This window comes from Saccharothrix xinjiangensis (assembly GCF_039527585.1).
In the GTDB taxonomy this organism is placed as follows: domain Bacteria; phylum Actinomycetota; class Actinomycetes; order Mycobacteriales; family Pseudonocardiaceae; genus Actinosynnema; species Actinosynnema xinjiangensis.
Map to the genome: position 1 here is coordinate 82268 of NZ_BAAAKE010000023.1, position 26434 is coordinate 108701.

Consider the following 26434-nt stretch of genomic DNA (forward strand, 5'->3'; position numbering starts at 1 on the left):
GGCTGCTCAGCGGCGGGACAGCAGCTCGGCCGCGCCCAGGGTGTTGATCACGCGGTCCGGCGTGACACCGCACTCCTCGGCCCGCTCGCACCCGTAGTCGACCCAGTCCAGCTGACCGGGCGCGTGGGCGTCGCTGTCGATGGCGAAGTCGCACCCCATGTCGACGGCCAGCCGCAGCAGCCGCCCCGGCGGGTCCCGGCGCTCCGGCCGCGAGTTGACCTCCACCGCGGTGCCGTTCCCGACGCACGCCGCGAACACCTCCACGGCGTCGAACTCCGACTCCGGCCGACCCTTGCCGGTGACCAGCCGCCCCGTGCAGTGGCCCAGGACGTCCACGTGCGGGTTGGACACCGCGGCCACCACGCGGGCGGTCATCTCCGGCGCGGGCATCCGCAGCTTCGAGTGCACGCTCGCCACCACGACGTCCAGCTGCGCCAACAGGTCCTCCCGCTGGTCGAGCGCCCCGTCGTCGAGGACGTCCACCTCGATCCCGGTCAGCACCAGGAACGGCGCCAGTTCGGCGTTCAGCTCGGCCACCACCTCCAGCTGCCTGCGCAACCGGTCGGCGGACAGGCCGTTGGCCACGGTCAGCCGGGGGGAGTGGTCGGTCAGCGCCATCCACGAGTGGCCGAGGTCGCGGGCGGCCTCGGCCATCTCGCGGATCGGGCTGCCGCCGTCGGACCAGTCCGAGTGCGCGTGGCAGTCGCCCTTCAACGCCGCCCGCAGCTCCCGCCCGCCGACCGGGACCGCCTCGCGGAACCGGCTCAGGTAGGAGGGCTCCCGCCCGGCCGGCGCGTCGACCACCACGCCCGCGGTGGACTCGCCGATGCCGTGCAGGTCGGTCAGCGTGCCCTCCTCGACGCGGCGCTCCAGCTCGCCGGCGGCCAGCGCGCCCACCACGTCGGCGGCCCGCCGGAACGCCCGCACCCGGTACGCGGGTTCGCCCGCGCGCTCCAGCCTGAGCGCGACCTGCCGCAGTGCCGAGAGTGGGTCCACCGGTCCTGTGTACCCCGGCCGGCGGCCGGACGCGCGCCGACCCGTGCCCGATCTGCTCGACTTGGTTGCGGAGTACCGGAAGAGCTTGCGGCTGCGGTGCCGGTGAACCCAGGATGTCCGCCATGTCCCCACGTGCCGGCACGGTCGGGTCGCGGCGCAGGCCCAGCAAGGGCGACGTCACCTCCCAGGCGATCCTGGACACCGCCGCGCGGTTGTTGCGGACCCGTGCCCTGGACGACGTCGCGGTCGACGAGCTGGCCGCGGGCGCGGGCATCTCGCGGTCGACGTTCTACTTCCACTTCGCGTCCAGGGAAGCCGTGCTGCACGCCCTGTCCGGCGCGGTCGTCGACGCCCTGTACGAGTCGGCGTCGGCCTGGCTGCGCCGGGGCGACGAGCCGCCGGAGGTCGCCGTCCGGCGGGCGCTGGGCGCCGGCCTCGCGGTGTGGCGCAAGCACGGCGCGGTCCTGCGGGCCGCCGCCCGGGCGCGTGACACGGACCCGATGATGCGCGAGTTCTGGTCGGGCGTGGCGCGCCGCTTCGTCGAGGCGACGGCGTCCCGGATCGAGCTGGAACGGGCGGCGGGCGTGGCGCCGGGGGGACCGGACGCCCGGTCCCTGGCGGCGGTGCTGGTGTCGATGAACGAGCAGACCTTCCTCAACCGCTCGCGCTCCCGCCGCTCCACCGCCCGGGACCGCGAGCTGGTCGACACGCTGACCTGCGTGTGGCTGCGCTCGGTGTACGGGCTGCCGGGCGACAAGGGTCCACAGTAGACAGAGGGGTGGCGGGTGCCGCGCCGCCTGCGCCGCGTCCCGCGCCGCGCGCCTTGCCCAGCCCCGAGCCCCGCGCCCCGCGCCCGCCCTCTCGTCCCAGGGCGAACCGGTCGTCGCGTCGACGACCGCCGGTCCGGACCCGGAGCCGCCGCTCGCCGTGGACGGCGACCCCGACACCCGCTGGGCCGGCGGCCCCCGGCGTGGACCCCGCCCGGCTCCAGGTCGACCTCGGCGTGACCGCGAGCCCCTCCCGGGTCCGGTCGCGGCAGGGCGACACGTGCGCCCGGTGAACCGAACGGCCGGCGGCCCCGTGTAGGTGGCGTCCACCGTCGAGGGAGGTCCCGCCGATGCCGTCCGCTCGCCGCAACCCGTCACCGCTCGGAGCGCAGGCCCCGGGCCCCGGCTGAACGAGAAGAGCTGAACGAGAAGAGATGCGCGATCCGATCCTCGAACGCACGCTGGGCCTGGTCCGGACCGAGCGGACCAGGGACCGCCGGCGTCGCGGCGGCGTCGTCGCGGCGGTGGGCACGACCCTCGCCGCCGCGGTGCTGGCCGCCGGCGTCCACCTCGGCCGGCAGCACGCGCCGGTCGCGCGGGTCCTGGTGGCCTCCTCGCCGGACGGGATCCACATGACCACCACGGTCACCCCGGCCGGCGGCTGGGTCCGCCTGCGCGCGGAGGTCGACGGCATCCCCCCTGGCTACCGCTGCCGGCTGGTGGTGACCGACACCGGCGGCCACCACCACGTGGCGGGCGGCTGGGTGGCGCCGGGCCGCGACCACATCACCCTGGCCGGAGCCGCCGTGGTCGCCCCCGCCGACCTGTCCACCGTCAGCATCGTCACCACCGACGACCGAACCCTGATCACCGCCACCCCCTGACCAAGCACCCCCGCGTGTCCTCCACTCGGACACCGCGTGTCCTCCACTCAGGCATCGCGTGTCCTCCACTCGGACACCACGAGTCCTCCACCCGGGCACCACGAGCCCTCCACCCGGGCACCCCGCACCGCCGACACCCCTCGCGCCGACGACCGACACCGCACCCCGGCCGGCGGCAAGTCCGCGACCCCGCCGGCCCCGAGCCGAATAAGCTGTTCCGCGTGAGGTGGTTACCCGCGCTCCTGGTCCTCTCGCTGGCGGCAGGCTGCTCGCAGAGCCGCACGGTGGCGATAGACCAGGTGCCCGTCGCCGTGGACGACGTCGCCACCACCGAGGACGCCTCCACCGGCTCCTTCACCCTCGACTGCGGCCGCAACGAGCGGCGCCACCTCAACGCCGACAACGTGGTGATCACCCCGGGCCAGTCCTACGGCGCCCACCACACCCACGAGTACGTCGGCAACACCACCACCGACGCCCACTCCACCGACGAGTCCCTGGCCGCCGCGGGCACCACCTGCGCGGCGGGCGACCGGTCCACCTACTACTGGCCGGTCCTGCGCCTGACCGACCGCCGGGGCCACGACGAGCACGCGCCGGGCGGCGGGGCGCACGGCAACACCGGCGAGGTCCTGCCACCGGACAGCGTCTCCGTCACCTTCACCGGCAGCCCGGTCAGCCGGGTCGTCGCGATGCCCCGGTTCCTGCGCGTGATCACCGGCGACCCCGCCGCCGTCACCACCGGCCGCGGCAGCGCGCGGTGGAGCTGCGCCGGGTTCGAGGACCGGTGGACCGACCGCTACCCCGAGTGCGCCCCGGGCAGCCGGGTCCTGCGCACCTTCGACTTCCCCAGCTGCTGGGACGGCCGCAACACCGACAGCCCGAGCCACCGCGCGCACGTCGAGTTCCCCGCCTCGAACGGGGTCTGCCGGCTGGGCACCTTCCCGGTGCCCAGGCTGCGCCTGCGGGTCGCCTACGACGTGCCGCCGGGCCGGCCGTTCGCCGTCGACAGCTTCCCCGAGCAGCACCGCGACCCGCGCACCGACCACGCCATGTTCATCGACGTCATGCCGGACGCCCTGATGAACGAGGTCGTGACCTGCCTGAACGCCGGCCGCGCCTGCTCGTGACCCCGCCCGGCGAAGTTCTCCCGCCGCCGCGCTGAACCGAACCCGTCCCGGATCCGTGTGCTCGTCGACGGGTTGACGAGAGGAGTGGGTGGATGGCGGCTTTGTGGTCCCGGAAACGGGAGGCCGCGGCCGACGAGGCGCTGATCCGATCCCTCTACGAGGAGCACGGTCGGGCGTTGCTCGCCTACGCGACGCGGCTGACCGGCGATCGGGCGGCGGCCGAGGACGTCGTCCAGGAAACCCTCGTGCGCGCCTGGCGGCACCCGGACGCCCTGGTCAACGGCAGGGGCTCGGTCCGCGGCTGGCTGCTCACCGTGGCGCGCAACATCGTCACCGACCGGTTCCGGGCGAAGGCGGCCCGGCCCCAGGAGGTGGCCGAGACGCCGGCGGCGCCGCCGGTGGAGCGCGACCACGCGGACGCCGTGGTGGACTCGGTCGTGGTGCTCGAAGCGCTGGACCGGTTGTCGCCCGACCACCGGGACGTGTTGATGGAGATCTACTTCCGCGGCCGGAGCGTGACCGAGGCGGCGGAGGCCCTGGGTGTGCCACCCGGAACGGTGAAATCGAGGTCGCATTACGCCTTACGCGCGTTGAGAGAGACGTTCGCCGGGCAACAGGTCGCGCTGAAGGGGGTGGCCGGATGACCGCGAACCACGATCCACAGCTGCTCGGCGCCTACGTGCTGGGTGTGCTCGACCAGCAGGAGGTGCGTGCCGTGGACGACCACTTGGCGTCCTGCCCGTCGTGCCGCGCCGAGTTGGCCGAGCTGCGGGCGGTGGGGGAGGCGATGGGCGAGGTGCCGCCCGAGGCGCTGCTCGACGGCCCGCCGGACGGCGGCGACCTGCTGCTCCGGCGCACGCTGCGGCAGGTGCGGTCGGAGCGCGGCGGCCAGGTGCGCCGCCGCCGGGTCGGTTCGGGCCTGGTCGCGGCGGCGGTGGCCGCGATCGTGCTGGGCGGCGGCTTCGCCGTGGGCCGCGGCACCGCGCCCACCGAGGACGTCCTGCTGCCCACGCCGTCGACGGCGCCCGCGCCGCCGGCGGGCACCAGGCTGGGCACGGCGACCGACCCGGGCACCGGCGCGCGGATGACGGTGCAGGTCAGGCCCGCCGCGGGGTGGGTGCGGGTGAACGCGTCGGTGGCGGGCATCGCGGCCAACGAGAAGTGCAGGCTGTTCGTGGTCGCCGAGGACGGGAGCAGGCAGGAGGCCGGCAGCTGGCTGGTCTCGCCGGCGGGGGAGGAGGACGGCACGAACCTCGACGGTTCCGCGCTGATCGCGCCGGAGGACGTGGTGGCCGTCGAGGTGCGCAACTTCGACGACGAGCGGATCGTCACCGTGCCCGTCTAGCGGGTCGGGTGGCCCCCGCGCCGGGGGCCACCCGCCTCGTCACGGCTTGAGCACGACCTTGCCGGTGGTGGCGCGCGCCTCCAGCGCGGTGTGCGCGCGTGCCGCGTCGCGCAGCGGGAACGTCGTGGTGAGCGGGGTGAGCCGCTGCTCGGCGAGCAGTTCCAGCGACCGCTCCTCCAGCTCGCGCAGGCTCGTGCCCTTGAGCAGCCGCGGCCCGACCGCGACGGACGCGGTGAGGCCCCGGCGGTACAGGTCGGCGGTCTCGACGCGCGTGGGCGCGCCGGAGGACCAGCCGAACAGCACGACGCGCCCGCCGACGCCCAGCAGCTCCAGGGCCGCGCGGCCGGCGTCGCCGCCCACGCCGTCGAGCACGGCGGTCACCTCGCCGACGTCCCCGGCCCAGCCCGGCCGGGTGTAGTCGACGGCCTGGTCCGCGCCCAGTTCCCGGACGAGGTCGAGCTTCGCGGTGCTCGCCGCGCCGACGACCGTCGCCCCGACCGCCTTGGCGGCCTGCACGAACAGCGCGCCGAGACCGCCGGCCGCGGACGTCACCAGCACCACGTCGTCCTCGGTGAGCCGCGCGACGCGCAGCACGCCGACGGCGGTCCGGCCGGTGCCGACCATGGCCACGGCCGCGTCGTCGGACACGTGGTCGGGCAGCCCGTGCAGCGAGGCGGCGTCCGCCACGGCCTGCTCGGCGTAACCGCCGCTCGCCTGCCCGAGGTGGGCGACGACCCTCCGGCCGAGCCGGCGCGGGTCCGCGCCCTCGCCGAGCGCGGTGACCACGCCCGCCACCTCGCGGCCGGGTGTCATGGGCAGCTCGGGCAGCGGGAACGGCCCCGGCTCGCCGCGGCGGATCGCGGTGTCGACCAGGTGCACGCCGGCGGCCGACACCGCGATCCGCACCTGGCCGGGACCCGGTTCGGGGTCGGGCACCTCTTCGTGGCGCAGGTTCTCGGCCGGGCCGAACTCGTGCTGTCGGATGGCGCGCATGCGGGAAAACCCCCTCGTCTCGGAACGCCCGTCACGCTAGGAGTTCGAGTTGGCTGGAGGTCAAGGAATTCCGGCCGCCGGCCAACCCGGGGCGCCGCCCGCGCGTCAACGGGGGGTGAGGCACTTCGACCACAACGCCCACCACCACCCGGTCCTGCTGGCCGCGGTGCCGGCCGGGGCGCGCACGGCGGTGGACGTCGGCTGCGGCAACGGCGCGTTCGCGCGCCTGCTGGCCGCCCGCGGGCTCGCGGTGACCGCGGTGGACCGCGCGGTGGAGGTGTCGGCGCCCGGCGTGGAGTTCCGGCGGGCCGACGCGCTGACCGACGACCTCGGCGGCCCTTACGACTTCGTGTCGTGCATCGCCGCCCTGCACCACATGCCGCTGGAGGCGGGCCTGGCCCGGCTGCGGTCGCTGGTCGCGCCCGGCGGCGCGGTGGCCGTGCTCGGGTTGGCGCGCGAGGAGGACGCGTGGGACCGGGCGCTGAGCCTCGCCTCGGTGCCCCTCAACTTCGCCCGGCGACTGGTCCGGGACGACCCGCGCGGCACCGCCCCGGTCGCGGAGCCGTCGCGGGCGCTGCGCGAGATCAGGGCCGCGGCGGACGACCTCCTGCCCGGCGCCCGGTTCCGGCGGCACCTCTACTGGCGCTACTCGATGTCGTGGACCGCACCCGGAACCGGATGACCGCCGCGCGCGTCAATTGGTCCACACGGTAATTGCTTTGACGGCAGCCGGTCGCCGAAGGGATAATTCACATCAACACCACAGCGGTGTCACGACCGACCAGGGGGATTTCGTGAACAGCAGGCAGACCGAGTGGAACGGCTCCGCAACGCGCCGTTACCCGCGCTGAACTGCATGGTCGACCTGGGCGCAGGCGGCTCCCCGAGGTGTTCCGGGAGCTATCCGCAAACCTGATCGCCCTCATTCGTCGCGGGCATGGAATTCAATTACCCGTACCGCGCGCCCGGCCCCCACGGGGTGGGTCGGGATTATATGAACCCCGGCACGGCGGGGTGCCGACTTCGGTCGGGAAAATGGGGGCGGGCCCGTGCGCCCGCCCCTCCTCGCGCTTGCCGCCGCTGTTCGGCGGAGCGCGCACCGCAGCGCGCTTCGCACCGCAGCGCGCGCCGTAGAGCGCCTCACCCGCCGGGCCTCGCCCCGCCGCACCGCAGCGCGCCCCGCCGCACCGCAGCGCCTCGCCTCGCGCAGCGCGCTGTAGAGCGCCCCGCCGTCCCGCAGCGCGCGCCGCGTCCCGCCCTGCCCCGCACCACCCCGCGCGCACCACACCACCCCGCACCGCCCGCACCGCGCCGCAAGTGCCGTTTGCCGTCTCGGGCGCGGGGGTAGCCGGTGGTCGTCCGGAGCCCGGAAGGCGGGCTCGTGGTCCTCGTTTGGAGGGCGTGATGACCCAATCGACCGTCGGCCGCGTCAAGGTCGCGGGTCTCCAGCCCGCCCAGGTGTTGGCGGGCCTGCTCGGCCTGGTCTTCCTCGTCGCCGGCATCGCCGGTTTCGTGAAGACCGGGTTCGGCGACTTCACGGGCGACCAGCACGCCATGCTGCTCGGGTTCGCGGTGAACCCGCTGCACAACGTGATCCACCTGGCGTTCGGCGTGCTCGGTCTGCTGATGGCGACCAGCTCGGGCCTGTCCAGGCTCTACGGCTGGATCGTGTTCCTGTCCTACGGCGCGGTGCTGCTGTGGGGGCTGGCCCTGTCGGGTGTCTTCGCGACCAACCCGGTCTCGGGCCTGGGCAACCCGCTGGCGCTCAACGTCAACGACAACTGGCTGCACCTCGGCCTGGCCGCCGCCGGCCTGCTGATCGCGGTGCTGCCCGCCCGGCGCAAGGTCGTGGTGCCGGAGGACGAGACCGCGGAGCACGACCCGCGGCGCTTCGAGCGCGACGAGACCATCCGCTCACCCCGGTCGCCGCAGGAGGAGCCGGAGACGCGACCCATGCCGACGCAGCGCGTCGACACCCGCCACACGGGTGTCGCGCCGCACGACGAGCGGGTCGAGTCGATGGACCCGACCGTGACCGCCCGGCCGGTCGAACCGGTGGACCCGGCCATGCGGCCGACGCGCCCCATCGACCCGGCCGTCGCCGAGCAGCACCGGGCGCGGCACTCGCGCTGACACCGTCCCACCACCACGCGGGGCCCGGTCCACAGTGGACCGGGCCCCGCGACCGGTTTCAGACCGCCTCGTCCATCCGCCGGACCTGGTCGTCGTCCAGCTCCAGCTCCAGCGCGCCCAGCGTCTCCTCCAGCTGCGCCAGGCTGCTCGCGCCGACCAGCGGCACGATCCCCCGCCGCAGCACCCACGCGAGCACGACCTGGTTGACCGTCGCGCCCAGCTCGTCCGCGACCTCGCCCAGCACCCGCAGCCGCCGCGCCGTGCCGGGGTGGTCGTACTCCTCGCCCAGCGGCTTGTCGCGGTAGCGGCCCGACAGCAGCGCCGAGTACGCCACCAGCGCCACGTCGCCCTCCGCCGCCGCGTAGTCGAACAGCTCCTCGGTCATGTGCACGTGCCCCGACTCCGGCAGCCGCACGCCCGGCCGGGGCCGCAGGTAGCTGTACCGCTGCTGCACCGCCGAGTAGAGCGGCCAGCCGTTGGCCCGGGACACCGCCCGCGCCCGCTCCAGCCGCCACGTGGCGTGGTTGCTCGCCCCGACCTCCCGCACCGCGCCGCGCCCCACGAGGTCGGCGAACGCGCCCAGCGTGTCCTCCAGCGGCACGGTCCGGTCCTCGACGTGGCTGTAGTAGAGGTCGACCCGGTCGGTGCCCAGCCGCTTCAGGCTCGCCTCGGCGGCCGAGCGGACCACCTCGCCGGACAGGCCCTCGGCGTTCTCCAGGCCCGTGCCCGGGGTGCGCGGCCGGGCGCCGACCTTCGTCGCCACGACCAGCTCGTCGCGGTGACCGCGCGCGGCCAGCCACCGGCCGACCGCCTCCTCGCTCTCGTCGCCCGTGCCGCCGTCCCAGAACACGTAGTTGTTGGCCGTGTCCAGGAACGTGCCGCCCGCCTCGACGAAGCGGTCCATGATCGCGAACGACGTCTCGTCGTCCACCCACTTGCCGAACGGCAGCGTGCCCAGGCACAGGGCGCTGACTTCCAGGGAACCGATGCGCTGTCGTCTCATGGGGAGCAGCCTGGGTGCTGGAGCGCGCTCCAGGTCAAGCCTGGCATGCTGGGAGGCGATGTCGACTCTCGTGAAGTGGGCGCCCGCCGTCGCGGCGCTGGTCCTGGTGGCGGGCCCCGGGCTGTGGCGGTACAGCAGGCACGTGATCACCATCGCGCACGAGGCGGGCCACGCCCTCGTCGCGCTGCTCACCGGCCGCAAGCTGGAGGGCATCAAGCTGAACCCGGACACCTCCGGCGTGACCGTGTCGCGGGGCAGGCCCACCGGGATCGCCGTGGTGCTCATGTACTTCGCGGGCTACGTGACGCCGTCCCTGCTCGGGCTGGGCGCGGCCGCGCTGGTGGTCGCCGAGCAGGTCCGACCGCTGCTGTGGGCGACCGTGGCGCTGCTGGCCGGGGTGCTGGTCATGATCCGCAACGCCTTCGGGGTGCTGTCGGTCGTGCTGACCGGCGGGGCGGTGTTCGCCGTGTCCTGGTACGCGACCGAGGAGTGGCAGGCGGCGTTCGCGCTGTTCGTGACCTGGTTCCTGCTGCTGGGCGGCGTGCGGCCGGTCGGCGAGTTGCAGCGCAGGCGGCTGCGCGGGCGGGCGCCCGGGTCCGACGCCGACCAGTTGGCGCGGATCACGCGCGTGCCGGGGCTGGTGTGGGTGCTGCTGTTCGCGGTCGTCGTGGTCGGCGCGCTGCTGCTGGGCGGGCGGATGCTGCTGCCGGTCGAGGTCTGAGCCCACCGCGCCCCGCCCCGCAGCCTCCCGCCTCCCCGCACGTCATCCAGCCGGTGGAGCTTCCGCCGACCGCGGTTCGGGCCGGTCGGCAGGGGTAACCGGGTGCCATGGTCAGCATCGGCTACTTCCTCTCGTGCGAGGAGTTCGGCCCCCGTGAACTCGTCCGGCAGGCCCGGTGGGCCGAGGAGGCGGGCTTCGAGCGGTTGTGGATCTCCGACCACTACCACCCGTGGAACTCCGAACAGGGTCAGAGCCCGTTCGTGTGGTCCGTGATCGGGGCGCTGTCCGAGGTCACCTCCCTGCCGATCACCACCGCGGTCACCTGCCCGACGGTCCGGGTCCACCCGGCCGTGGTGGCGCAGGCCGCCGCGACCGCCGCCGTCCAGTGCCGCGGCGGGTTCACCCTCGGGGTCGGCTCCGGCGAGGCGCTGAACGAGCACATCCTCGGCGACGCGTGGCCGTCCGCGCCCGTGCGGCAGGAGATGCTGGAGGAGTCCGTCGAGGTGATGCGCGCCCTGTGGACGGGCGAGCAGGTCACCCACCGCGGCGAGCACTACACCGTCGAGAACGCGCGGCTCTACACGCTGCCGCCCGAGCCCGTCCCGGTGTACGTCTCGGCGTTCGGGCCGAAGGCCGCCGCGCTGGCGGCCCGCATCGGCGACGGGTTCTGCTCGACCATGCCCGACAAGTCGCTGGTCGACGCGTTCCGCTCCGGCGGCGGCGGCGCCAAGCCCGCGCAGGCGGGGTTCAAGGTCTGCCACGCGGACTCGGCCGAGGCCGGCGTGAAGACCGCGCACCGCTTGTGGGCCAACGAGCAGCTGCCCGGCGAACTGGCCCAGCTGCTGCCGACGCCCGAGCACTTCGAGCAGGCCTCGACCCTCGTCACCGAGGAGATGGTCGGCTCGTCGCTGCCCGTCGGCCCGGACGTCGAGCCGTACGTCGCCGCGGTCCGCTCCTACGCGGACGCGGGCTACGACGAGGTGTACGTCCAGCAGATCGGCCCGGAACAAGAGGAGTTCTTCCGGTTCTGGTCGGGGTCCGTGGCCCCGGCGCTGCGAAACGCCTAATCCGATCGAGCACACCACGTTTGCCCGCCCGCAGATAGCGGGTAAGCCGTGATCAAGCACCGCAACACCGCAAGGGGGTCCACCCGATGACCAGCACTGCGCGCCTGCCAAAGCCCGTGACCGACGTCTGGGACTGGCAGAAGGACGGGCTGTGCCGAGGCCGCGACAGCGCGGTCTTCTTCCACCCGGACAACGAGCGGGGCGCCGCCCGCGCCGCCCGCGAGGACCGGGCCAAGGAGCTGTGCGCCCGCTGCCCGGTCCTGATGAGGTGCCGCGACCACGCCTTGGCCGTCCAGGAGCCCTACGGCGTCTGGGGCGGCATGGGCGAGGACGAGCGCCGCCGCATCATCTCCGCTTCGCGCCGTCGCACCGAGGCGGCCTGATCCGACCGCTCGCACCGCGCCGGCCACCCGCACCACGACGGCCGCCGCACCCCGGTCACCCGCGACCGGACCCCGCGGACCGGCCCCTCCCACCGTGGACGGGCCCCGCGACCGGGTTGTCCAGAGCTCCCACCGCTGTTCGAGCACCGCGGCCGGTTCGACGCCGAGCGGCCGCCCTCCCGTCGAGCGAGCCGGTCATCGCGGCCCGGCACCGCCCGACCACCGGCATCCCACGTCCCCGAGACGCCACGACCGGCGCACGGGGACGTGCGCGTGCCGCTCCTCGGGACACGGGCGTCGCAGCAGGGCCCGTCCACCGACCCGTCGCAGCAGGGCCCGTCCACCGACCCCGGGCCCCCGAACGCCGAAGGGGCCGCCCACACCGGGCGGCCCCTTGCGACGTGTTCCGCGCTCCCAGGCGCCACCGCGCTACTCGGTGAGCCCGTCCCGCAGCTGCCGCAGCGTCTTCGCCAGCAGCCGCGACACGTGCATCTGCGAGATGCCCACCTTCTGGGCGATCTGCGTCTGGGTCATGTTGCCGAAGAACCGCATCACCACGATCTTCCGCTCCCGCTCCGGCAGCTTCTCCAGCAGCGGGTGCAGCGCCTCCCGCTGCTCGATCGCCTCCAGCTCCGGGTCCTCCTCGCCGAGCGTGCTGCCCAGCGAGATGGAGCTGTCGTCGGCCACGAGCAGGTCGTCCAGCGACGCGCTGTGGTAGGCGTTGCCCGCCGCCAGGCCCTCGTGGATCTCCTCGCGGCTCAGGCCGAGGTGCTGGGCCAGCTCGCTCGGCGTCGGCGCGCGCCCCAGCTCCTGCGACAGCCGCGCCGACCCCGCGTTGATCGCCAGGTGCAGCTCCTTGAGCCGCCGCGGCATGCGGACCGACCAGCTGGAGTCGCGGAAGTACTTCCGGACCTCGCCCATGATCGTCGGCACGGCGAACGACAGGAAGTCGCTGCCCCGCTCCGGGTCGAACCGGTCGACCGCGTTGATCAGGCCGACCGTCGCCACCTGCACCAGGTCGTCGTGCGGCTCGCCGCGGTGGCCGAACCTCCGGGCGATGTGCTTGGCGACCGGCAGGTGCTCGGTCACCAGCTCGTCCCGCAACCGCTCCCGCGCCCGGTCGCCCGCGGGCAGGGAAGCGAGCTGGACGAACAGCGGCGCCAGGTGATCGTAATCACCCTGGCTGCTGGATCGCGCCGTGCTCCCTTCGGACGTCGTCACGCATCCACCGTCCCCAGCGACCGCTTGACCAGGTCGATGTGGACCTCGTACGCGTCGTCCTGCGGCGCGACCCACGTCGTGACCGAGTCGACCAGGGCGCTGAGCACCCGCCAGCCGAAACTGTCCCGGTCCGGCGGGGTCGACCGCTGCGAACTGACCTTCGTGGAGACCTGGACCGAACCTTCCACCACGACGAACTGCGCGCTCAGCACGGCAGCCGGCGCGGCCAGCGAGATGAGGGTCGAGCACGCCTCGTCCACCGCCAGCTTCAGGTCTTCGATCGAGTCCAGGTCGAAGTCCTGGCGCATGGCGATGTCGGCGGCCACCGCCCGGACGACCGACAGCTGCGTGGGATCGGCCGACATGCGCAGCTCGACCCCGGTCAGGGCGCTTTCCGACTCACCGCTACGCGGCTCAGTGTGCGACACGCTCACCTCGACGTCCATTTCTGTTCGTTGTGCTGCTGACGCTATCGGTACCCGAACTGATCGTCGCTCACACGTGTAGCGGACACGCAGGCCGGGAAGACTGACAGGTGCAACGGGGAGGGCCACTTGACCGATCAACTCGCGGACCACCACTGGGGAGTGGAGTTCCCGGCGCAGGCCGGGGAGCTCGCTGCGGTCCGTGCACAGCTCAACGACTGGCTCGACCGGGCCGGCCTCACCGAGGACGACCGGTACGACCTGCTCATCGCCGTGAACGAGGCGGCCAGCAACGCCGTGGAGCACGCCTACGGCCCCGATCAGACCGGCGGCGTGGTGCACGTCGAGGCCGACGCGCGACCCGACGGCAGCGTACGGGTCGTCGTGACCGACCACGGCACGTGGCGCGTGCCGCCCGCCGCGCTGTCCACGCGCGGCCGGGGCCTGCTGCTGATGCGCGAGAACGTCGACGAGGTGCTCGTCGACCGCCGGCCGACCGGCACCACCGTCACGCTCGTCCTGGGACCGCGGCACGCCACCCGCGGCACGTTCAACGCCGCGCTGCCCGAACCCGTGCTGGTCACGGAGTGCGACGGCTGGGTGGAGGTGGTGGTGCTGGGCGACGTGCCCGCGCACGCCGCGCCCGCCGTCCGCCGCCGCATCCTCACCGCGGCCCGCGGCGGAACCGTGCCCATCGTGGTCGACCTGCGCGCCCTCGGCGAGCGCAGCGACGGGCTGATCAGGAGCCTGCGACCGGTCGCCGAGGCCGCCGCGGCGGCGGGCAACCGGGTCATCGTGCGCGCACCCGTCGACGGCAACGCCCGCCGCGCACTCGTCGCGGCGGGCGTCGACCAGGTCGTGGACGTGGTGCCGCACGGCTGAGGGACCCAGCCGGCTAGCGGGGCTCGTCGGCCTCCAGCGCGCGGTCGACCGACTCGAACACGCTGAACACGTCACCGAGACCGGTCGCGGCGAGCGGCCGGATCACGGCCCGCTCGACGGCCACCACGCGGAACGCGGAGCCCCGGCGCTTGCCGTGCTGGGACGCCTCCACGAGCACCGCGAGACCGGCCGAGCCCAGGAAGCTCACCCCGGACAGGTCGAGCACGACGGTGTCGCCGGCGTCGAGGTGCGGCAGCACCTCCGCGCGCAGCTGCGGCGCGGTGAGCATGTCGATCTCCCCACTGGCCGCGACCACGGTGGCGCCCTCGCCCGCCTTGCGGACGGTGATGCCGATCTGCCCGACGCGCGGGCCGCCTGCCGCGGCGGACTCGGCTCCGCTCGTCGCCACGACGTCCGGATCCTGAACCGTCACGAGGATCTCCTCTTCAGCTGGAACCGCTGGGTGGGAAGTCCGCGGCCCGCCGACCGCGCGCAGCGCGGAACAGCAGCGTGGCGGACACGTCCACCGGCCAGGACCTCCCGGCGCGGCTGTTGGCTCAACCGCTGCGCCACCACCGCAGGGTGGTGGCTTGATCGGTACCAGTGTAGTGCGCTTCCCGGCGTGCGGTGGATGACGGACGGTGAACGGTTTCATCGCGGTCCAGCCGGCTACACCCCGGCGTAAGACGTCGCGCACCTTGCCGCGTCAAGCAACCGGTGACCGAAATGCCGGTGGAATCGAGCGGATCCCGGATGTCGGCGGAGCAGAATCACCGTGTCGGGGATAACACCGCGAGACTTGCGGACGACACCCCTGGTGGAGGGGATTTTCACATGAACACCATGACGGAAGCCGAGTCGGAACCCGCGAAGCCCGTGGCGGCGCGCGCCGGGGGCGGCGGCGCGGGAACGCTGCCGACCACCCCGTGCAGCGTGGTCTGGAGCAAGGGGCACGCCTACGTGCTCGAAGGTTCCCACGGCCGCTGGGTCGGCGTCGACGACCGGGGCCGCCCGCAGGCGCTCAGCGGCGACGAGCTGCGGCGACGGGGGTGGAGCCGCACCCGGGCGAACTGACGCCGGGTGAACCGGCGCCAGGTGAACCGGCGCCGGCCGGAGCCGCACCCCGGCTAACCGACGCCGGGCGGAGCCGCACCGGGACGAACCGGCGCCAGGCGCGCCGGTCGGTCGCCCGACCCCGTCGACCCGGCGCCGGCCGGTCCCGCCGCGATTTCCGTTCGGGCGGCGACGCGGCCCCGGGGTCGACCCGCCACTAGAGTCCCCGCCTGTGCCGCACGATCACGTCGAGCCCACGGACCGGCTGCTGACCATCCCGAACGCGCTCAGCGTCCTCCGGCTGCTCGGCGTGCCCCTGTTCCTGTACCTCCTGCTCGGCCCGCACGCCGACGGGTGGGCGGTGGTCGTCCTCATCGCCGCCGGGGTGTCGGACTGGCTGGACGGCAAGATCGCCCGCTGGCTCAACCAGACGAGCAAGCTCGGCGTCCTCCTCGACCCCGCCGCCGACCGCCTCTACATCCTGGCCACCCTGGTGGCGTTCGTCGTGCGCGAGATCATCCCCTGGTGGGTGGTCGTGGTCCTGGTCGGCAGGGAAGTGGTGGTCGGCCTCTGCCTGCCCGTGCTCCGGGCCCGCGGCTACGGCCCGTTCGAGGTCAACTACCTGGGCAAGGCCGCGACCTTCAACCTGCTCTACGCGTTCCCCATGCTCCTGCTCGCCCAGGGCGGCTCGACGGCCGCCCAGGCGCTCCGGCCGCTCGCCTACGCGTTCATGATCTGGGGCGGGGCCCTGTACCTGTGGTCGGGAGCCCTGTACGTCTACCAGTTCACCCTCGCGCTGCGCCGACGGCCGGGGGTCGCGCCGGCCTGAGCGGGACGTGGGAAGATCCGGCACCGAAGATCCACCGTCATGAAGGAGCGCACCGCGGTGATTCCCGAGGAGCTCAAGTACACCGAGGAACATGAGTGGGTGCTGCGCACGAGCGAGGACACCGTGCGCGTCGGCATCACCGACTACGCCCAGGAGCAGCTCGGCGACGTCGTGTTCGTCCAGCTCCCTGAGCTGGGCGAACAGGTCGGCGCCGGTCAGACCCTCGGTGAGGTCGAGTCCACCAAGAGCGTGTCGGACATCTACGCGCCGCTGGCGGGCGAGGTCGTCGCGCGGAACGACTCCCTGGACCAGCAGCCCGACCTGGTGAACTCCGACCCGTACGGTGAGGGGTGGATGGTGGAGCTCCGGCTCGACGACCCGGTCGCGGTGGACGACCTGCTCGACGCCGCCGCGTACCAGGAGCTGGCGGCACAGGGGTGACGTCGATCTTCCGGCGGCTCTTCGGTCGGTGGGGGAGCCGCTCCTCAGACAAGGCTTCGGGCACGATAGGTTCTAACGAACTCGACGGTTCCAGCAGCAGGAGGAGAGCTCAGGTGAGCACGAACGACGGGCCCGGCGTCCCGCCCGAGCAGTCCCCGGAGCGGACCTCCGTTTTCCGGGCCGACTTCCTCGCCGAGGTCGAGGGCGCCGAGGCGCCCGCCCAGGAGCCGGCGGTCGCCGGCGTCGACGCGCTGCCCGCCGGGTCGGCCCTGCTCGTGGTCAAGCGCGGTCCCAACGCGGGGTCGCGGTTCCTGCTTGACCGCGACACGACCAGCGCCGGCCGGCACCCCGACAGCGACATCTTCCTCGACGACGTGACGGTCTCGCGCCGGCACGCCGAGTTCCGCCGCGAGGGCGGCGAGTTCGTGGTGATCGACGTGGGCAGCCTCAACGGCACCTACGTCAACCGCGAGCCCGTCGACCAGGCAGTGCTGGCCAACGGCGACGAGGTGCAGATCGGGAAGTTCCGCCTGGTGTTCCTGACCGGTCCGGGCGCCGGGGGCCAGGGAGCCTGACGGTGGGGCTCCGGTGACGGCGGCCGGGCGGCCACGCGGGGGGTTGAGCATCGGGGCGGTGCTGTCCCAGCTCCGACCCGACTTCCCCGACGTCACCATCTCCAAGATCCGGTTCCTGGAATCGGAGGGGTTGGTCCGCCCGGCGCGCACGGCCTCGGGGTACCGGCAGTTCGCCCCGGCGGACGTCGAGCGCCTGCGGTACGTGCTGGCCGCGCAACGCGACAGGTACCTGCCGCTGAAGGTCATCAAGGAGCAGCTGGACGCGGTCGACCAGGGCGTGCGCGCCGTGGACCTCGGCCCGTCCCCCGGTCACCGGATCACCCGCGACGACCTGCTCGCGCGCGCGGGCATCGAGTCGGCCGAACTGGCCGACCTGGAGCAGCACGGCCTGGTCGCCGCGGGTCCGGGCGGGTTCTACGACCACGAGGCGGTGCAGATCGCCGCGACGGTCCGGGCGATGGCCGAGCACGGCGTCCAGGCCAGGCACCTGCGCCCGTTCCGGGCCGCCGCCGACCGGGAGGTCGCCCTGGTCGAGCAGGCCGCCGCGGCGGCGCACCGGGCGCGGGCCGACGAGGTCGCCCGCGACCTGGCGGCGCTCTCGGTAACCCTGCACACGCTGCTCGTCAAGGTCGGTCTGCGGGACGGCGCGGGCAAGCGCGTTTCGCCGAGGTGAACAAGTGTCCGCATCGTGATCCCGGACCTGACGGGCGGTTGCGCACAAGGCCCGCTTGGCGGGTAGCGTCGAAAGGGTACGTGGGGGATCCTCGTTCATACAGCGGGGACGCCAGGATTTCAGCGCGCTGAGGGAGGCGAGACCCGATGAGCGAGATGCGCGTCGTGGGTGTGCGGGTGGAACTGCCCGCCAACCAGCCGATCCTGTTGCTGCGCGAAACCGAGGGTGAGCGGTACCTGCCGATCTGGATCGGTTCAGTCGAGGCCACCGCGATCGCGCTGGAGCAGCAGGGCGTGCGACCCGCCCGGCCGCTGACCCACGACCTGCTCAAGGACGTCATCGGCGCCCTCGGCCGGCAGTTGGAGCAGGTGCGGATCACCGACCTGCAAGAGGGCACGTACTTCGCGGAGCTGGTGTTCGACGGCGACGTGCGGGTGTCCGCGCGCCCCAGCGACTCGGTGGCGCTGGCGCTGCGGATCGGCGTGCCGATCCACGCGGAGGAGTCCGTGCTGGCCGAGGCCGGGTTGATCATCCCGGACGAGCAGGAGGACGAGGTCGAGAAGTTCCGCGAGTTCCTCGACTCCGTGTCGCCGGAGGACTTCCGGGGCGCCGACACCTGAGTCGCCCACCAGGCCTGACGGGCCTGATGGGCCTGATGGGCCTGACGGGTTCACCAGGCCCGACATGCTTGAACAGGGGTCCCCTGCCCAGGGGACCCCTGTTTTGATTTTGCCGGTTCGCGCGTGGAGGCGGAAGAAACGGGGCGCGATCTGTGGACAACCGCGGCGGGCGGTAAGGCGGAACCTGGTCCGCGGACAGTGGTGGCAGGTGGCAGGTGGCGCGTGCGGACAGGCTCTGTGGACAACCGCGGTGAGCTGTCAGGGGCGCGCAGGGTCGATCGCCGCCAACCCCCCCGCCCCACTGGTCGGGCGAACCTCGACCGCCGCCCCCGCCGCGGGTCCGAGCCACCCCCCGGTCGGCCCGGACCCGGACCTCGTCAAACCACCGCCGCCCAGTCTCAACCCGCGGCGGGCGGGTAACACCTGCGAGAGGCTCGGCCACTGTTCCGAACCCCTCGCAGGCGTGTGCGGTGCGTTGTGGATCAACCCCGCGTGCCACCCCCCGGTGTCACACTTATGGATTACACAACGTCAGCAATTCTCTGCTAAACGATCACTAAACGTCACCCGAATGGCTTACAACGGCCGACTCTCTCAACCTCTACCTCAGGTTGAGGTCAGACACGTCCCGCGCGTCGCGTTGACCTGCCCCCTAGGCGGTCTTACCGTCGAGCTCAGGTGAATTGCCACGGTGTGATTCGAGCGCCGCGGCGGCTTCACGTTGGTCGCCGGTCGTCGTGACCGGACCGAGGGGAGGCAGGCGTGGTCGAGGAAGCGCCCATCATCCGGGCCGGTTCCGGCTCCGGCGAACAGGGCGAGCTGTTCCCGGACTCCTCGCTGCCGGACGAACTCGTGGGGTACCGCGGCCCGGCCGCGTGCCAGATCGCGGGCATCACCTACCGCCAGCTCGACTACTGGGCCCGCACCGACCTGGTCAGCCCGACCATAAGGAGCGCACACGGCTCCGGCAGCCAACGGCTGTACTCGTTCAAGGACATCCTCGTCCTGAAGGTCGTCAAGCGGCTCCTGGACACCGGCGTCTCGCTCCAGAACATCCGGGTCGCGGTCGACCACCTCCGCCGCCGCGGCGTGCAGGACCTGGCCCGCATCACGTTGTTCAGCGACGGCACCACGGTCTACGAGTGCACCTCGCCCGAGGAGGTCGTGGACCTGCTCCAGGGCGGCCAGGGCGTGTTCGGCATCGCGGTCAGCGGCGCCATGCGGGAGATCAGCGGCACCATCCACGAGTTCCCCGCCGAGCGCGCGGACGGCGCCGAGATCGTGCCGGCCCCGAACGACGAGCTGTCACGCCGTCGCCGCACCCGCGCCACCGGCTGAACCACCGGACGCCCGCGCCGCCGATCCCGGGCGCCGACACCGAACACCGATCCGGACCGGGCGCACGCCGAACCCGTGCACCGAATCGGAGCACGAACAGGTCCACCGACCACGGCGTGAACACGGCGTGCTACAGGCGGGTACCTCGGGGGTGCCCGCCGGAAAACCCGGTCAAACCCGGTTGTCCAGCCATTGAGATCCACGTCGCGCCCGCGGGACCGGCGCGTCCCCTGCCAGGTACGATTCGCGGGCAGTCGCTTTATCCCGCGCGGGAGAGTCCGAGTCCGCTCGGCGCCGAAGGAGCAAATCCTCCCCGGAACCTCTCAGGCGCAAGGACCGTGCGGGTGAGACGCCTCTGGAAAGCGGGTCGGGCAAGAAAAGACCCCGCCGACGGTGCAAACCCGGCCACCACCGGGTGAAGCTCTCAGGCGCCCGGCGACGGGCAGGAGACAGAGGGGGAGGGCAACGGCAGCAGTGTGCCCGTAGCCCCGGAGGCGACACCCATGACGCAGGACCGCATCCCCCTCGCCGCTCTTGAGCACGGCACCCCCTTCGCCGACCGGCACGTGGGCCCCCGGCCCGCCGAGCTGGCGCGCATCCTCGACGTGATCGGCGTCGGCTCCCTGGAGGAGCTGGCCCAGCGCGCCGTGCCCGAGGCGATCCGCGAGCGCGACCTGGTGCTGGACCTGCCCGCGCCCGCCACCGAGACCGAGGCCCTGGCCGAGCTGCGCGCCCTGGCGGCCCGCAACCGCCCGATGACCCAGATGATCGGCCTCGGCTACCACGGCACCACCACGCCGCCGGTGATCCGCCGCAACGTGCTGGAGAACCCCGCGTGGTACACCGCGTACACGCCCTACCAGCCGGAGATCTCCCAGGGCCGCCTGGAGGCCCTGCTGAACTTCCAGACCGTCGTCGGCGACCTGACCGGCCTGCCGCTGGCCAACGCCTCCATGCTGGACGAGTCCACCGCCGCCGCCGAGGCGATGACGCTGGTCCGCCGCGCGGGCCGGGCCAAGTCGAACAAGTTCGTGGTGGACGCGGACACGCTGCCGCAGACCCTCGCCGTCATCGAGACCCGCGCCGAGCCGCTGGGCATCGAGGTCGTCACCGCCGACCTGTCGCAGGGCCTGGAGGGCCTCGGCCTGGGCGGCGACTTCTTCGGCGTGCTGCTGTCCTACCCCGGCGCGTCCGGCGTGGTCCGCGACCACGCGTCGGTCGTCGAGGAGATCCACCGGGCCGGCGCGCAGGCCGTCGTGGCCGCCGACCTGCTGGCGCTGACCCTGCTGCGCCCGCCGGGCGAGATCGGCGCGGACGTGGTCGTCGGCACCACCCAGCGCTTCGGCGTGCCGATGGGCTTCGGCGGTCCCCACGCCGGCTACATGGCCGTCCGCCAGGGCCTGGAGCGGCAGCTGCCGGGCCGCCTCGTCGGCGTGTCCGTCGACGCCGACGGCAACCCGGCCTACCGGCTGGCGCTCCAGACCCGCGAGCAGCACATCCGCCGCGAGAAGGCGACCAGCAACATCTGCACCGCGCAGGTCCTGCTGGCCGTGGTCGCCTCCATGTACGCCGTCTACCACGGCCCCGAGGGCCTGAAGGCCATCGCGACCCGCGCCCACCGGATGGCGACGGTGCTGGCCGCGGGCCTGTGCGAGGCCGGCGTGGAGGTGGTGCACGGCGAGTTCTTCGACACCGTGCGCGCCCGCGTCGAGGGCCGGGCCGCCGAGGTCGTGGCCGCGGCGCGCGACCTGGGCGTGAACCTGTGGCGCGTGGACGACGACGTCGTGTCCATCGCCTGCGACGAGACGACCACGCGCGAGCACCTGGACCGGGTGTGGCAGGCGTTCGGCGTCACCGTGGCCGACGTGGACGGCCTGGACGCCGACACCGCCGACGGCATCCCCGCCGACCTGCGCCGCACCTCCGAGTACCTGACCCACCCGGTGTTCCACACCCACCGCTCGGAGACCGCGCTGCTGCGCTACCTGCGGTCCCTGTCGGACAAGGACGTGGCGCTGGACCGCAGCATGATCCCGCTGGGCTCGTGCACGATGAAGCTCAACGCCACGGCCGAGATGGAGCCCATCACCTGGCCGGAGTTCGCCGAGCTGCACCCGTTCGCGCCGGTCGAGGACGCCGCCGGGTACCTGGAGCTGATCGGCGACCTGGAGCGGTGGCTGGCCGAGGTCACCGGCTACGACGCCGTGTCGCTCCAGCCCAACGCGGGCAGCCAGGGCGAGTTCGCGGGCCTGCTGGCCATCCGCGCCTACCACCGCGCCAACGGCGACGCGGACCGCGACGTGTGCCTGATCCCCTCCAGCGCGCACGGCACCAACGCCGCGTCCGCGGTCATGGCGGGCATGCGGGTCGTGGTGGTCAAGTGCGACGACAAGGGCAACGTCGACCTGGGGCACCTGCGCGAGACGGTCGAGGCGCACCAGGACGACCTGGCCGCCATCATGATCACCTACCCGTCGACGCACGGCGTGTACGAGGACACCGTGCGCGAGGTGTGCGGGCTGGTGCACGAGGCCGGCGGCCAGGTGTACGTGGACGGCGCGAACCTCAACGCCCTGATCGGCCTGGCGCAGTACGGCAAGTTCGGCTCGGACGTGTCCCACCTGAACCTGCACAAGACGTTCTGCATCCCGCACGGCGGCGGCGGCCCGGGCGTCGGCCCGATCGGCGTGCGGGCGCACCTGGCGCCGTTCCTGCCCAACCACCCGCTCCAGCCGGCCGCCGGCCCCGCCACGGGCGTCGGCCCGATCAGCGCCGCGCCGTGGGGCTCGGCGTCGATCCTGCCGATCTCGTGGGCGTACGTGCGGATGATGGGCGCCGACGGCCTGCGCCGGGCGACCCTGACCGCGGTGGCCGCGGCGAACTACGTGGCACGGCGGCTGGACGAGCACTTCCCGGTGCTCTACACCGGCGAGGGCGGCTTCGTGGCCCACGAGTGCATCCTCGACCTGCGGCAGATCACCAAGGCGACCGGCGTGACCGTGGACGACGTGGCCAAGCGGCTGGCCGACTACGGGCTGCACGCGCCGACCATGTCGTTCCCGGTGGCGGGCACGCTGATGGTGGAGCCGACCGAGAGCGAGGACCTGGCCGAGATCGACCGGTTCATCGACGCCATGGTCGCGATCAAGCACGAGATCGACCGCGTCGGCGCGGGGGAGTGGCCGGCGGACGACAACCCGCTGCGCAACGCCCCGCACACGGCCGCCTGCGTCACGGCGGAGTGGGACCACCCGTACAGCCGCGAGGTGGCGGTGTTCCCGGCGGGCGTCACCGCGGTCAAGGCGTGGCCGCCGGTGCGGCGCATCGACGGCGCGAAGGGCGACCGGAACCTGGTCTGCTCCTGCCCGCCGGTGTCGGCCTACGGCGGCTGACGCCCCCGGGCCCGCTCCTCCCCGGAGAACTCTCAGGGGCGGGGGGAACGACCAGACCTCGTTCCCCCCGCCCCTGAGCCCCCTGCTGTCGGCTCCTCTCCCCCCTGCGCCGACGTGTCAGTTCTACCCGTTCGACGTTGTTCACGATCAGGACTTGGCTCGTGCACAGCGAACGCTGAACAATCAGAGCGGGTGAAGTGCCTGTTCAGAGCGCGTGATCAAGGTGGAGGCGGCCGGGGCCGTTCCGGGTGATGCGCCCCGAACCGGTGAGGCCCGCCGGCCCGCCGCCCGCCGAGACGACGGTGACGGTCGCGTCGGCCACGCCGTCGCGGAAACCGCCCTCGTGCCGGAGGACGAACGTGCCCTCGCGGCTGGCCGGCGCGCCGGCCCTCTGCTTCGGACCGGTCACCTCGTCGTGGCGGCGCCCGTCCCGGGTGCGCTCGGTCCAGCTCGTCATCTCGGCCTCGGCGGTGGCGTGCGTGGTCATGCGGACAGCCCGGCGGCTGTACCTGACAGGTCTTGTCAGGTAGAACCGACCCGTGCGCGCGGGCCGGTTGTTGTCGCTGCTCCTGCTGCTCCAGTCGCGCGGCCGGATGACGGCCCGGGAGCTGGCGGACGAGCTGGAGGTGTCGGTCCGGACCGTCTACCGGGACGTCGAGGCGCTGGGCGGGGCCGGGGTGCCGGTGTACGCCGACCGCGGCCCGGCGGGCGGCTACCGGCTGCTCGACGGGTACCGGACGCGGTTGACCGGGCTGACCACGGAGGAGGCCGACTCGCTCTTCCTGGCCGGGATGCCGGGGCCGGCGGCCGAGCTGGGGCTGGGGGCGGTGGTGGCGGCGGCCCAGCTGAAGGTGCTGGCGGCGCTGCCGCCGGAGCTGCGGTCGCGGGCGGGCCGGGTGCGGGAGAGGTTCCACCTCGACACGCCGGGCTGGTTCCGGGGCGCCGAGGAGGTGCCGCACCTGGCGGCGGTCGCGGACGCGGTGTGGCGGCAGCGGCGGGTGCGGGTCCGGTACCGGCGGTGGAACGACGTCGAGGTGTCCCGGACCGTCGAGCCGCTGGGGTTGGTGCTCAAGGCGGGCCTCTGGTACCTGGTCGTGCGCTCGGGCGAGGACCTGCGGACCTACCGCGTGTCCCGGGTGCTCGACGCGGCGGTGCTGGACGAGGGCTTCGACCGGCCCGGCGGCTTCGACCTGGCCGGTTACTGGGCGGACTGGTCGGAGCGGTTCGAGCGGCGCATGTACCCGATGGGCGTGACGGTCCGCCTGACGCCCGCGGGCCTGTCCCGGGCGCGGGTCCTGCTGAGCCTGGTCGCCTCCCGCGCCCTGGACGGCGTGACCCCCCGGGGCGACTGGACCACCGTCGACCTGCCCGTCGAGTCCCTGGACCACGCCCTGGTCGACCTGATGCGCCTGGGCGCGGACGCCGAGGTCGTCGCCCCACCCGAACTGCGCGACCGGGTCAAGTCCACCCTGACCGCCATGCGAGCCGTCTACGACTGACGCGAACGCAGAACTCGGGGTGCCTGGACGTACGACACGGTGGCCCTGAACGTACGACTCGCGCGCGAGTCGAACACCCAGGCCGCGCGAGTCGTACGTCCAGGACCCGCGAGTCGTACGTTCGGGACCGGCGAGTCGTACGTTCAGGGTGCGCGAGTCGAACGTTCGGGTCGACCGTGTCGAACGTTCGGGACCCCTGAGTTCTGCGTTCAGGTCGAGAGGAGTTGGGACAGGGCGGCGTCGATGCCGCGGCCGTCCTCGACGACCGACAGGGTGCCGCCGGTGGAGCGGGCCAGTTCGGACAGGGGTTCGTGCTCCGGGTCCGGGCCGATGGCGATGACGCTGGTCGCGACGTCCTTACCCGGCTGCCCGGCCGCGGCCAGGCGCGACTTCAGCTCGTCGAAGGTCAGGCCGCCGTCGTTCGCGCCGTCGGTGAGCACCACGATCCGGTTGCGCTTGCCGTCCTGGAAGTTGGCCAGGGCGTGCTCGTGGAGGGCCAGCACGCTGGTGTAGAGCCGGCTGGCGCTCCGCGGCTCCAGCTCGGCCACCCCGTCCAGCAGCGCCTGGCGCTGGGTCGCGACCGGGCCGGTGGGGACGAGCTGCCGGTACGGCTTGTCGCCGTCGAGCTGCCCGGAGAACTCCCACAGCCCCAGCGAACCCGACACGGACCGGTTGACCTGCCCGGACAGCGCCTCCCTCAGCCACTCCACCCGGCTGCGGCCGTCACCGCCGGGCTCCCCCATCGACTGGGAGGTGTCCACCAGCACGTGCACCACCTGGCCGTCGTCCGCGGTCGCCCACGCGGCCGAGATCTGCTGGGTGGTGCCGGCGTCGGCGGGGGCGAGCTCGTCGGTGATCGCGGCCCACCGCACGCCCGGCGACTCCTTGGGCCGGTCGGTGGTCGAGTCCACCCGCAGGCCCGCCAGCGCCAGGGTCCGCTGCTGCTCGTCCTCCTTCAGGAACTGCCGGAACGCCTGCGCCGCCCGCACCTGCGCCTCGCCGACCCAGTCACCGGCCAGCGGCACGAACGGGAAGTCCGCGACCGGCGTCGGCCCGCCCGCCACCACCCCGTACAGCGGGTGCAGCGGCGCCGTCCCGCCGTCCTTGCCGGTGTTGTGCCGGTACAGGTCCACCTCGAACACGGGCACCGCGCCGAACCCGGCCTCGTTCACGCCGGTCGCGTCCGCGAGCAGGTTCAGCGCCTCCCACGTCCCGGCGGGCGTCTCCCGCGCCTTGGCCGCGGTCAGCTTGCCCATCGTGGTCTTCACCGGGTCGAGCGCGAGCATCCCGGTCGTCACCGGCCCCTTGCCCTCCGGGCTCGCGCCGGCCAGCGCGGACTGCACGGCCATCGCGGTGGCGGCGTTGGTCGCCGGGTCGGGCAGGGCGACCTCGAACCGCCCCCACTCGGGCTTGCCGAACCGGCCCCACCCGTCGGGCGCGCCCGCCAGGTCGGGCAGGTCGGTCCACCGGAACCCGTCGCCGGCCTGGAGCGCCTGCGCCGGCTCCTGGTGCAGGGCGAGCAGCACGGGGCTCGCCGCGATCGACTCGGGCACCGCGCCCAGCAGCGAGGCGTTCTGCGCGCCGAGCCGGTTCGCCCACAGCATCGAGTCGGTGATCCACGCGTGGGGCCGGGCGCCGAGCTTCCCCTCGTCCCAGCCCTGGGTGAGGCCGGCCAGCACGGTCTCGGAGTCGATGGACAGCACCTCGACGCGGATGCAGTGGTCGTAGACGACGGGCCGCTGCCTGCTCCACGCCTCGGCGACCTGCTTGACCGCCTCCGCCACGTTGGGCGTCGCGGACACCCGGAGCGGCGCCTCGCCCTGGTCGCACGCGCCGGCCTCGACCACCGCGCGCCGCTCCACGACGCCGCCGACCCAGGTCCAGCCCAGCCACCCGAGCACGAGCAGGGCGACCAGGCCGACGATCGCGACCGGCCACTTGGCGATGCCGCGCCGCACCTTCGTCCGCAGTGCGCGGTGTCGAGACATCGTCTTCCCTCTCAGCGTCGACCACGACTGGCGAATACCGACTGGCGAATCCCGACCGGCGTCACGCTAACAGGTG

At 73.5% G+C, this 26434-nt stretch carries 28 protein-coding genes and 1 riboswitch; of the genes, 20 read left to right on the top strand and 8 right to left on the bottom strand.

The genetic code is table 11. The features are described 5' to 3' along the window. Positions 1-6: 6 nt before the first annotated feature. Positions 7-996 carry a PHP domain-containing protein gene (locus tag ABD223_RS32625; protein WP_344040544.1) on the bottom strand — a complete coding sequence of 330 codons (990 nt, stop codon included), beginning with the start codon at positions 994-996 and terminating at the stop codon, positions 7-9. A 122-nt stretch (positions 997-1118) separates the two neighbouring features. Here ABD223_RS32625 and ABD223_RS32630 point away from each other — a divergent pair, with 122 nt between their 5' ends. The 5 genes from ABD223_RS32630 to ABD223_RS32650 all read left to right on the top strand — a co-directional run bounded on the left by ABD223_RS32630 (position 1119) and on the right by ABD223_RS32650 (position 5122). Then, the gene (locus tag ABD223_RS32630) at positions 1119-1766 is read left to right on the top strand and encodes a TetR/AcrR family transcriptional regulator (protein WP_344040545.1); all 648 of its coding nucleotides are present in this window, start codon (positions 1119-1121) and stop codon (positions 1764-1766) included. Between the two features lie 431 nt (positions 1767-2197). Beyond that, entirely contained in the window at positions 2198-2647 is a 450-nt protein-coding gene (locus tag ABD223_RS32635) for a hypothetical protein (RefSeq protein WP_344040546.1), read from the top strand. Between the two features lie 221 nt (positions 2648-2868). Continuing rightward, entirely contained in the window at positions 2869-3777 is a 909-nt protein-coding gene (locus ABD223_RS32640; protein ID WP_344040547.1) for a DUF1996 domain-containing protein, read from the top strand. A gap of 92 nt (positions 3778-3869) precedes the next feature. Further along, entirely contained in the window at positions 3870-4421 is a 552-nt protein-coding gene (locus ABD223_RS32645) for a sigma-70 family RNA polymerase sigma factor (RefSeq protein WP_344040549.1), read from the top strand. After that, the gene (locus ABD223_RS32650; protein WP_344040550.1) at positions 4418-5122 is read left to right on the top strand and encodes an anti-sigma factor family protein; all 705 of its coding nucleotides are present in this window, start codon (positions 4418-4420) and stop codon (positions 5120-5122) included. Before ABD223_RS32645 ends, ABD223_RS32650 begins: the two co-directional genes overlap by 4 nt. A gap of 39 nt (positions 5123-5161) precedes the next feature. Here ABD223_RS32650 and ABD223_RS32655 read toward each other — a convergent pair whose 3' ends face one another. Beyond that, positions 5162-6115: a zinc-binding dehydrogenase gene (locus ABD223_RS32655; RefSeq protein ID WP_344040551.1), complete on the bottom strand. Its 954-nt coding sequence runs from the start codon at positions 6113-6115 to the stop codon at positions 5162-5164. A gap of 115 nt (positions 6116-6230) precedes the next feature. Between ABD223_RS32655 and ABD223_RS32660 the strand changes: the two genes are divergently transcribed. Then, positions 6231-6797 (top strand): class I SAM-dependent methyltransferase, encoded by a 567-nt coding sequence (locus tag ABD223_RS32660; protein ID WP_344040552.1) that lies wholly within the window; start codon positions 6231-6233, stop codon positions 6795-6797. Between the two features lie 722 nt (positions 6798-7519). Further along, positions 7520-8248, top strand: coding sequence for a DUF4383 domain-containing protein (locus ABD223_RS32665; protein WP_344040553.1), 729 nt, complete (start codon positions 7520-7522; stop codon positions 8246-8248). 58 nt (positions 8249-8306) lie between these two features. Here the strand turns inward: ABD223_RS32665 and ABD223_RS32670 are convergent, their stop codons facing one another. Further along, complete coding sequence (locus tag ABD223_RS32670) at positions 8307-9251, bottom strand: aldo/keto reductase (protein WP_344040554.1); 945 nt, start codon at positions 9249-9251, stop codon at positions 8307-8309. A gap of 58 nt (positions 9252-9309) precedes the next feature. Here ABD223_RS32670 and ABD223_RS32675 point away from each other — a divergent pair, with 58 nt between their 5' ends. The 3 genes from ABD223_RS32675 (at position 9310) to ABD223_RS32685 (ending at position 11422) form a co-directional block, all read left to right on the top strand. Further along, positions 9310-9972 carry a M50 family metallopeptidase gene (locus ABD223_RS32675; RefSeq protein WP_344040555.1) on the top strand — a complete coding sequence of 221 codons (663 nt, stop codon included), beginning with the start codon at positions 9310-9312 and terminating at the stop codon, positions 9970-9972. A 107-nt stretch (positions 9973-10079) separates the two neighbouring features. Continuing rightward, positions 10080-11039: a TIGR03557 family F420-dependent LLM class oxidoreductase gene (locus tag ABD223_RS32680; RefSeq protein ID WP_344040556.1), complete on the top strand. Its 960-nt coding sequence runs from the start codon at positions 10080-10082 to the stop codon at positions 11037-11039. Positions 11040-11125: 86 nt separating this feature from the next. Next, positions 11126-11422 carry a WhiB family transcriptional regulator gene (locus ABD223_RS32685; protein ID WP_344040557.1) on the top strand — a complete coding sequence of 99 codons (297 nt, stop codon included), beginning with the start codon at positions 11126-11128 and terminating at the stop codon, positions 11420-11422. Positions 11423-11851: 429 nt separating this feature from the next. Here ABD223_RS32685 and ABD223_RS32690 read toward each other — a convergent pair whose 3' ends face one another. Continuing rightward, positions 11852-12643 (bottom strand): SigB/SigF/SigG family RNA polymerase sigma factor, encoded by a 792-nt coding sequence (locus tag ABD223_RS32690; RefSeq protein ID WP_344040558.1) that lies wholly within the window; start codon positions 12641-12643, stop codon positions 11852-11854. Continuing rightward, on the bottom strand, positions 12640-13071 hold the full coding sequence (locus ABD223_RS32695; protein WP_344040559.1) for an ATP-binding protein: 432 nt from the start codon (positions 13069-13071) through the stop codon (positions 12640-12642). Before ABD223_RS32695 ends, ABD223_RS32690 begins: the two co-directional genes overlap by 4 nt. A 126-nt stretch (positions 13072-13197) precedes the next feature. Between ABD223_RS32695 and ABD223_RS32700 the strand changes: the two genes are divergently transcribed. Further along, positions 13198-13950, top strand: a complete 753-nt coding sequence (locus tag ABD223_RS32700) for an ATP-binding protein (protein ID WP_344040560.1) — start codon at positions 13198-13200, stop codon at positions 13948-13950. A 13-nt stretch (positions 13951-13963) separates the two neighbouring features. Here the strand turns inward: ABD223_RS32700 and ABD223_RS32705 are convergent, their stop codons facing one another. Next, positions 13964-14383, bottom strand: coding sequence for an anti-sigma factor antagonist (locus tag ABD223_RS32705; RefSeq protein ID WP_344040561.1), 420 nt, complete (start codon positions 14381-14383; stop codon positions 13964-13966). 401 nt (positions 14384-14784) lie between these two features. Between ABD223_RS32705 and ABD223_RS32710 the strand changes: the two genes are divergently transcribed. The 8 genes from ABD223_RS32710 to gcvP all read left to right on the top strand — a co-directional run bounded on the left by ABD223_RS32710 (position 14785) and on the right by gcvP (position 22871). Further along, on the top strand, positions 14785-15024 hold the full coding sequence (locus ABD223_RS32710) for a hypothetical protein (RefSeq protein WP_344040562.1): 240 nt from the start codon (positions 14785-14787) through the stop codon (positions 15022-15024). A gap of 211 nt (positions 15025-15235) precedes the next feature. Beyond that, positions 15236-15832, top strand: coding sequence for a cardiolipin synthase ClsA (gene clsA, locus ABD223_RS32715; RefSeq protein WP_344040563.1), 597 nt, complete (start codon positions 15236-15238; stop codon positions 15830-15832). A gap of 39 nt (positions 15833-15871) precedes the next feature. Then, a complete protein-coding gene (gene gcvH / locus ABD223_RS32720; protein WP_344040564.1) occupies positions 15872-16273 on the top strand; it encodes a glycine cleavage system protein GcvH in 402 nt (133 codons plus the stop codon). 113 nt (positions 16274-16386) lie between these two features. After that, positions 16387-16848: a glycogen accumulation regulator GarA gene (gene garA, locus ABD223_RS32725; protein ID WP_033427969.1), complete on the top strand. Its 462-nt coding sequence runs from the start codon at positions 16387-16389 to the stop codon at positions 16846-16848. Positions 16849-16861: 13 nt separating this feature from the next. Further along, positions 16862-17521, top strand: a complete 660-nt coding sequence (gene ftsR / locus ABD223_RS32730; protein ID WP_344040565.1) for a transcriptional regulator FtsR — start codon at positions 16862-16864, stop codon at positions 17519-17521. Between the two features lie 146 nt (positions 17522-17667). Continuing rightward, positions 17668-18141 carry a bifunctional nuclease family protein gene (locus tag ABD223_RS32735; RefSeq protein WP_033427967.1) on the top strand — a complete coding sequence of 158 codons (474 nt, stop codon included), beginning with the start codon at positions 17668-17670 and terminating at the stop codon, positions 18139-18141. Positions 18142-18903: 762 nt separating this feature from the next. Further along, entirely contained in the window at positions 18904-19479 is a 576-nt protein-coding gene (locus ABD223_RS32740) for a MerR family transcriptional regulator (RefSeq protein WP_344040566.1), read from the top strand. Between the two features lie 259 nt (positions 19480-19738). Next, a riboswitch (glycine riboswitch) is annotated at positions 19739-19828 on the top strand. Between the two features lie 154 nt (positions 19829-19982). Continuing rightward, positions 19983-22871: an aminomethyl-transferring glycine dehydrogenase gene (gene gcvP, locus ABD223_RS32745; protein WP_344040567.1), complete on the top strand. Its 2889-nt coding sequence runs from the start codon at positions 19983-19985 to the stop codon at positions 22869-22871. 205 nt (positions 22872-23076) lie between these two features. On the opposite strand, the gene ABD223_RS32750 is transcribed toward gcvP, so the two are convergent. Further along, a complete protein-coding gene (locus tag ABD223_RS32750; RefSeq protein ID WP_344040568.1) occupies positions 23077-23358 on the bottom strand; it encodes a DUF3224 domain-containing protein in 282 nt (93 codons plus the stop codon). A gap of 52 nt (positions 23359-23410) precedes the next feature. Here ABD223_RS32750 and ABD223_RS32755 point away from each other — a divergent pair, with 52 nt between their 5' ends. Beyond that, on the top strand, positions 23411-24370 hold the full coding sequence (locus tag ABD223_RS32755) for a helix-turn-helix transcriptional regulator (protein ID WP_344040569.1): 960 nt from the start codon (positions 23411-23413) through the stop codon (positions 24368-24370). A gap of 209 nt (positions 24371-24579) precedes the next feature. Here the strand turns inward: ABD223_RS32755 and ABD223_RS32760 are convergent, their stop codons facing one another. After that, a complete protein-coding gene (locus ABD223_RS32760; protein WP_344040570.1) occupies positions 24580-26358 on the bottom strand; it encodes a substrate-binding domain-containing protein in 1779 nt (592 codons plus the stop codon). Positions 26359-26434 lie beyond the last annotated feature (76 nt).

What these genes read in the sequence shown, in the direction of transcription:
- ABD223_RS32630 (WP_344040545.1), top strand. Translation starts at nt 1,119, where the DNA reads ATGTCCCCACGTGCCGGCACGGTCGGGTCGCGGCGCAGGCCCAGCAAG.
- ABD223_RS32710 (WP_344040562.1), top strand. Translation starts at nt 14,785, where the DNA reads ATGAACACCATGACGGAAGCCGAGTCGGAACCCGCGAAGCCCGTGGCG.
- gcvH (WP_344040564.1), top strand. Translation starts at nt 15,872, where the DNA reads ATGAAGGAGCGCACCGCGGTGATTCCCGAGGAGCTCAAGTACACCGAG.
- ABD223_RS32635 (WP_344040546.1), top strand. Translation starts at nt 2,198, where the DNA reads ATGCGCGATCCGATCCTCGAACGCACGCTGGGCCTGGTCCGGACCGAG.
- ABD223_RS32645 (WP_344040549.1), top strand. Translation starts at nt 3,870, where the DNA reads ATGGCGGCTTTGTGGTCCCGGAAACGGGAGGCCGCGGCCGACGAGGCG.
- ABD223_RS32680 (WP_344040556.1), top strand. Translation starts at nt 10,080, where the DNA reads ATGGTCAGCATCGGCTACTTCCTCTCGTGCGAGGAGTTCGGCCCCCGT.
- ABD223_RS32675 (WP_344040555.1), top strand. Translation starts at nt 9,310, where the DNA reads ATGTCGACTCTCGTGAAGTGGGCGCCCGCCGTCGCGGCGCTGGTCCTG.
- ABD223_RS32685 (WP_344040557.1), top strand. Translation starts at nt 11,126, where the DNA reads ATGACCAGCACTGCGCGCCTGCCAAAGCCCGTGACCGACGTCTGGGAC.
- gcvP (WP_344040567.1), top strand. Translation starts at nt 19,983, where the DNA reads ATGACGCAGGACCGCATCCCCCTCGCCGCTCTTGAGCACGGCACCCCC.
- ABD223_RS32650 (WP_344040550.1), top strand. Translation starts at nt 4,418, where the DNA reads ATGACCGCGAACCACGATCCACAGCTGCTCGGCGCCTACGTGCTGGGT.
- ABD223_RS32665 (WP_344040553.1), top strand. Translation starts at nt 7,520, where the DNA reads ATGACCCAATCGACCGTCGGCCGCGTCAAGGTCGCGGGTCTCCAGCCC.
- ABD223_RS32670 (WP_344040554.1), bottom strand. Translation starts at nt 9,251, where the DNA reads ATGAGACGACAGCGCATCGGTTCCCTGGAAGTCAGCGCCCTGTGCCTG.
- ABD223_RS32735 (WP_033427967.1), top strand. Translation starts at nt 17,668, where the DNA reads ATGAGCGAGATGCGCGTCGTGGGTGTGCGGGTGGAACTGCCCGCCAAC.
- ABD223_RS32750 (WP_344040568.1), bottom strand. Translation starts at nt 23,358, where the DNA reads ATGACCACGCACGCCACCGCCGAGGCCGAGATGACGAGCTGGACCGAG.
- ABD223_RS32655 (WP_344040551.1), bottom strand. Translation starts at nt 6,115, where the DNA reads ATGCGCGCCATCCGACAGCACGAGTTCGGCCCGGCCGAGAACCTGCGC.
- ABD223_RS32760 (WP_344040570.1), bottom strand. Translation starts at nt 26,358, where the DNA reads ATGTCTCGACACCGCGCACTGCGGACGAAGGTGCGGCGCGGCATCGCC.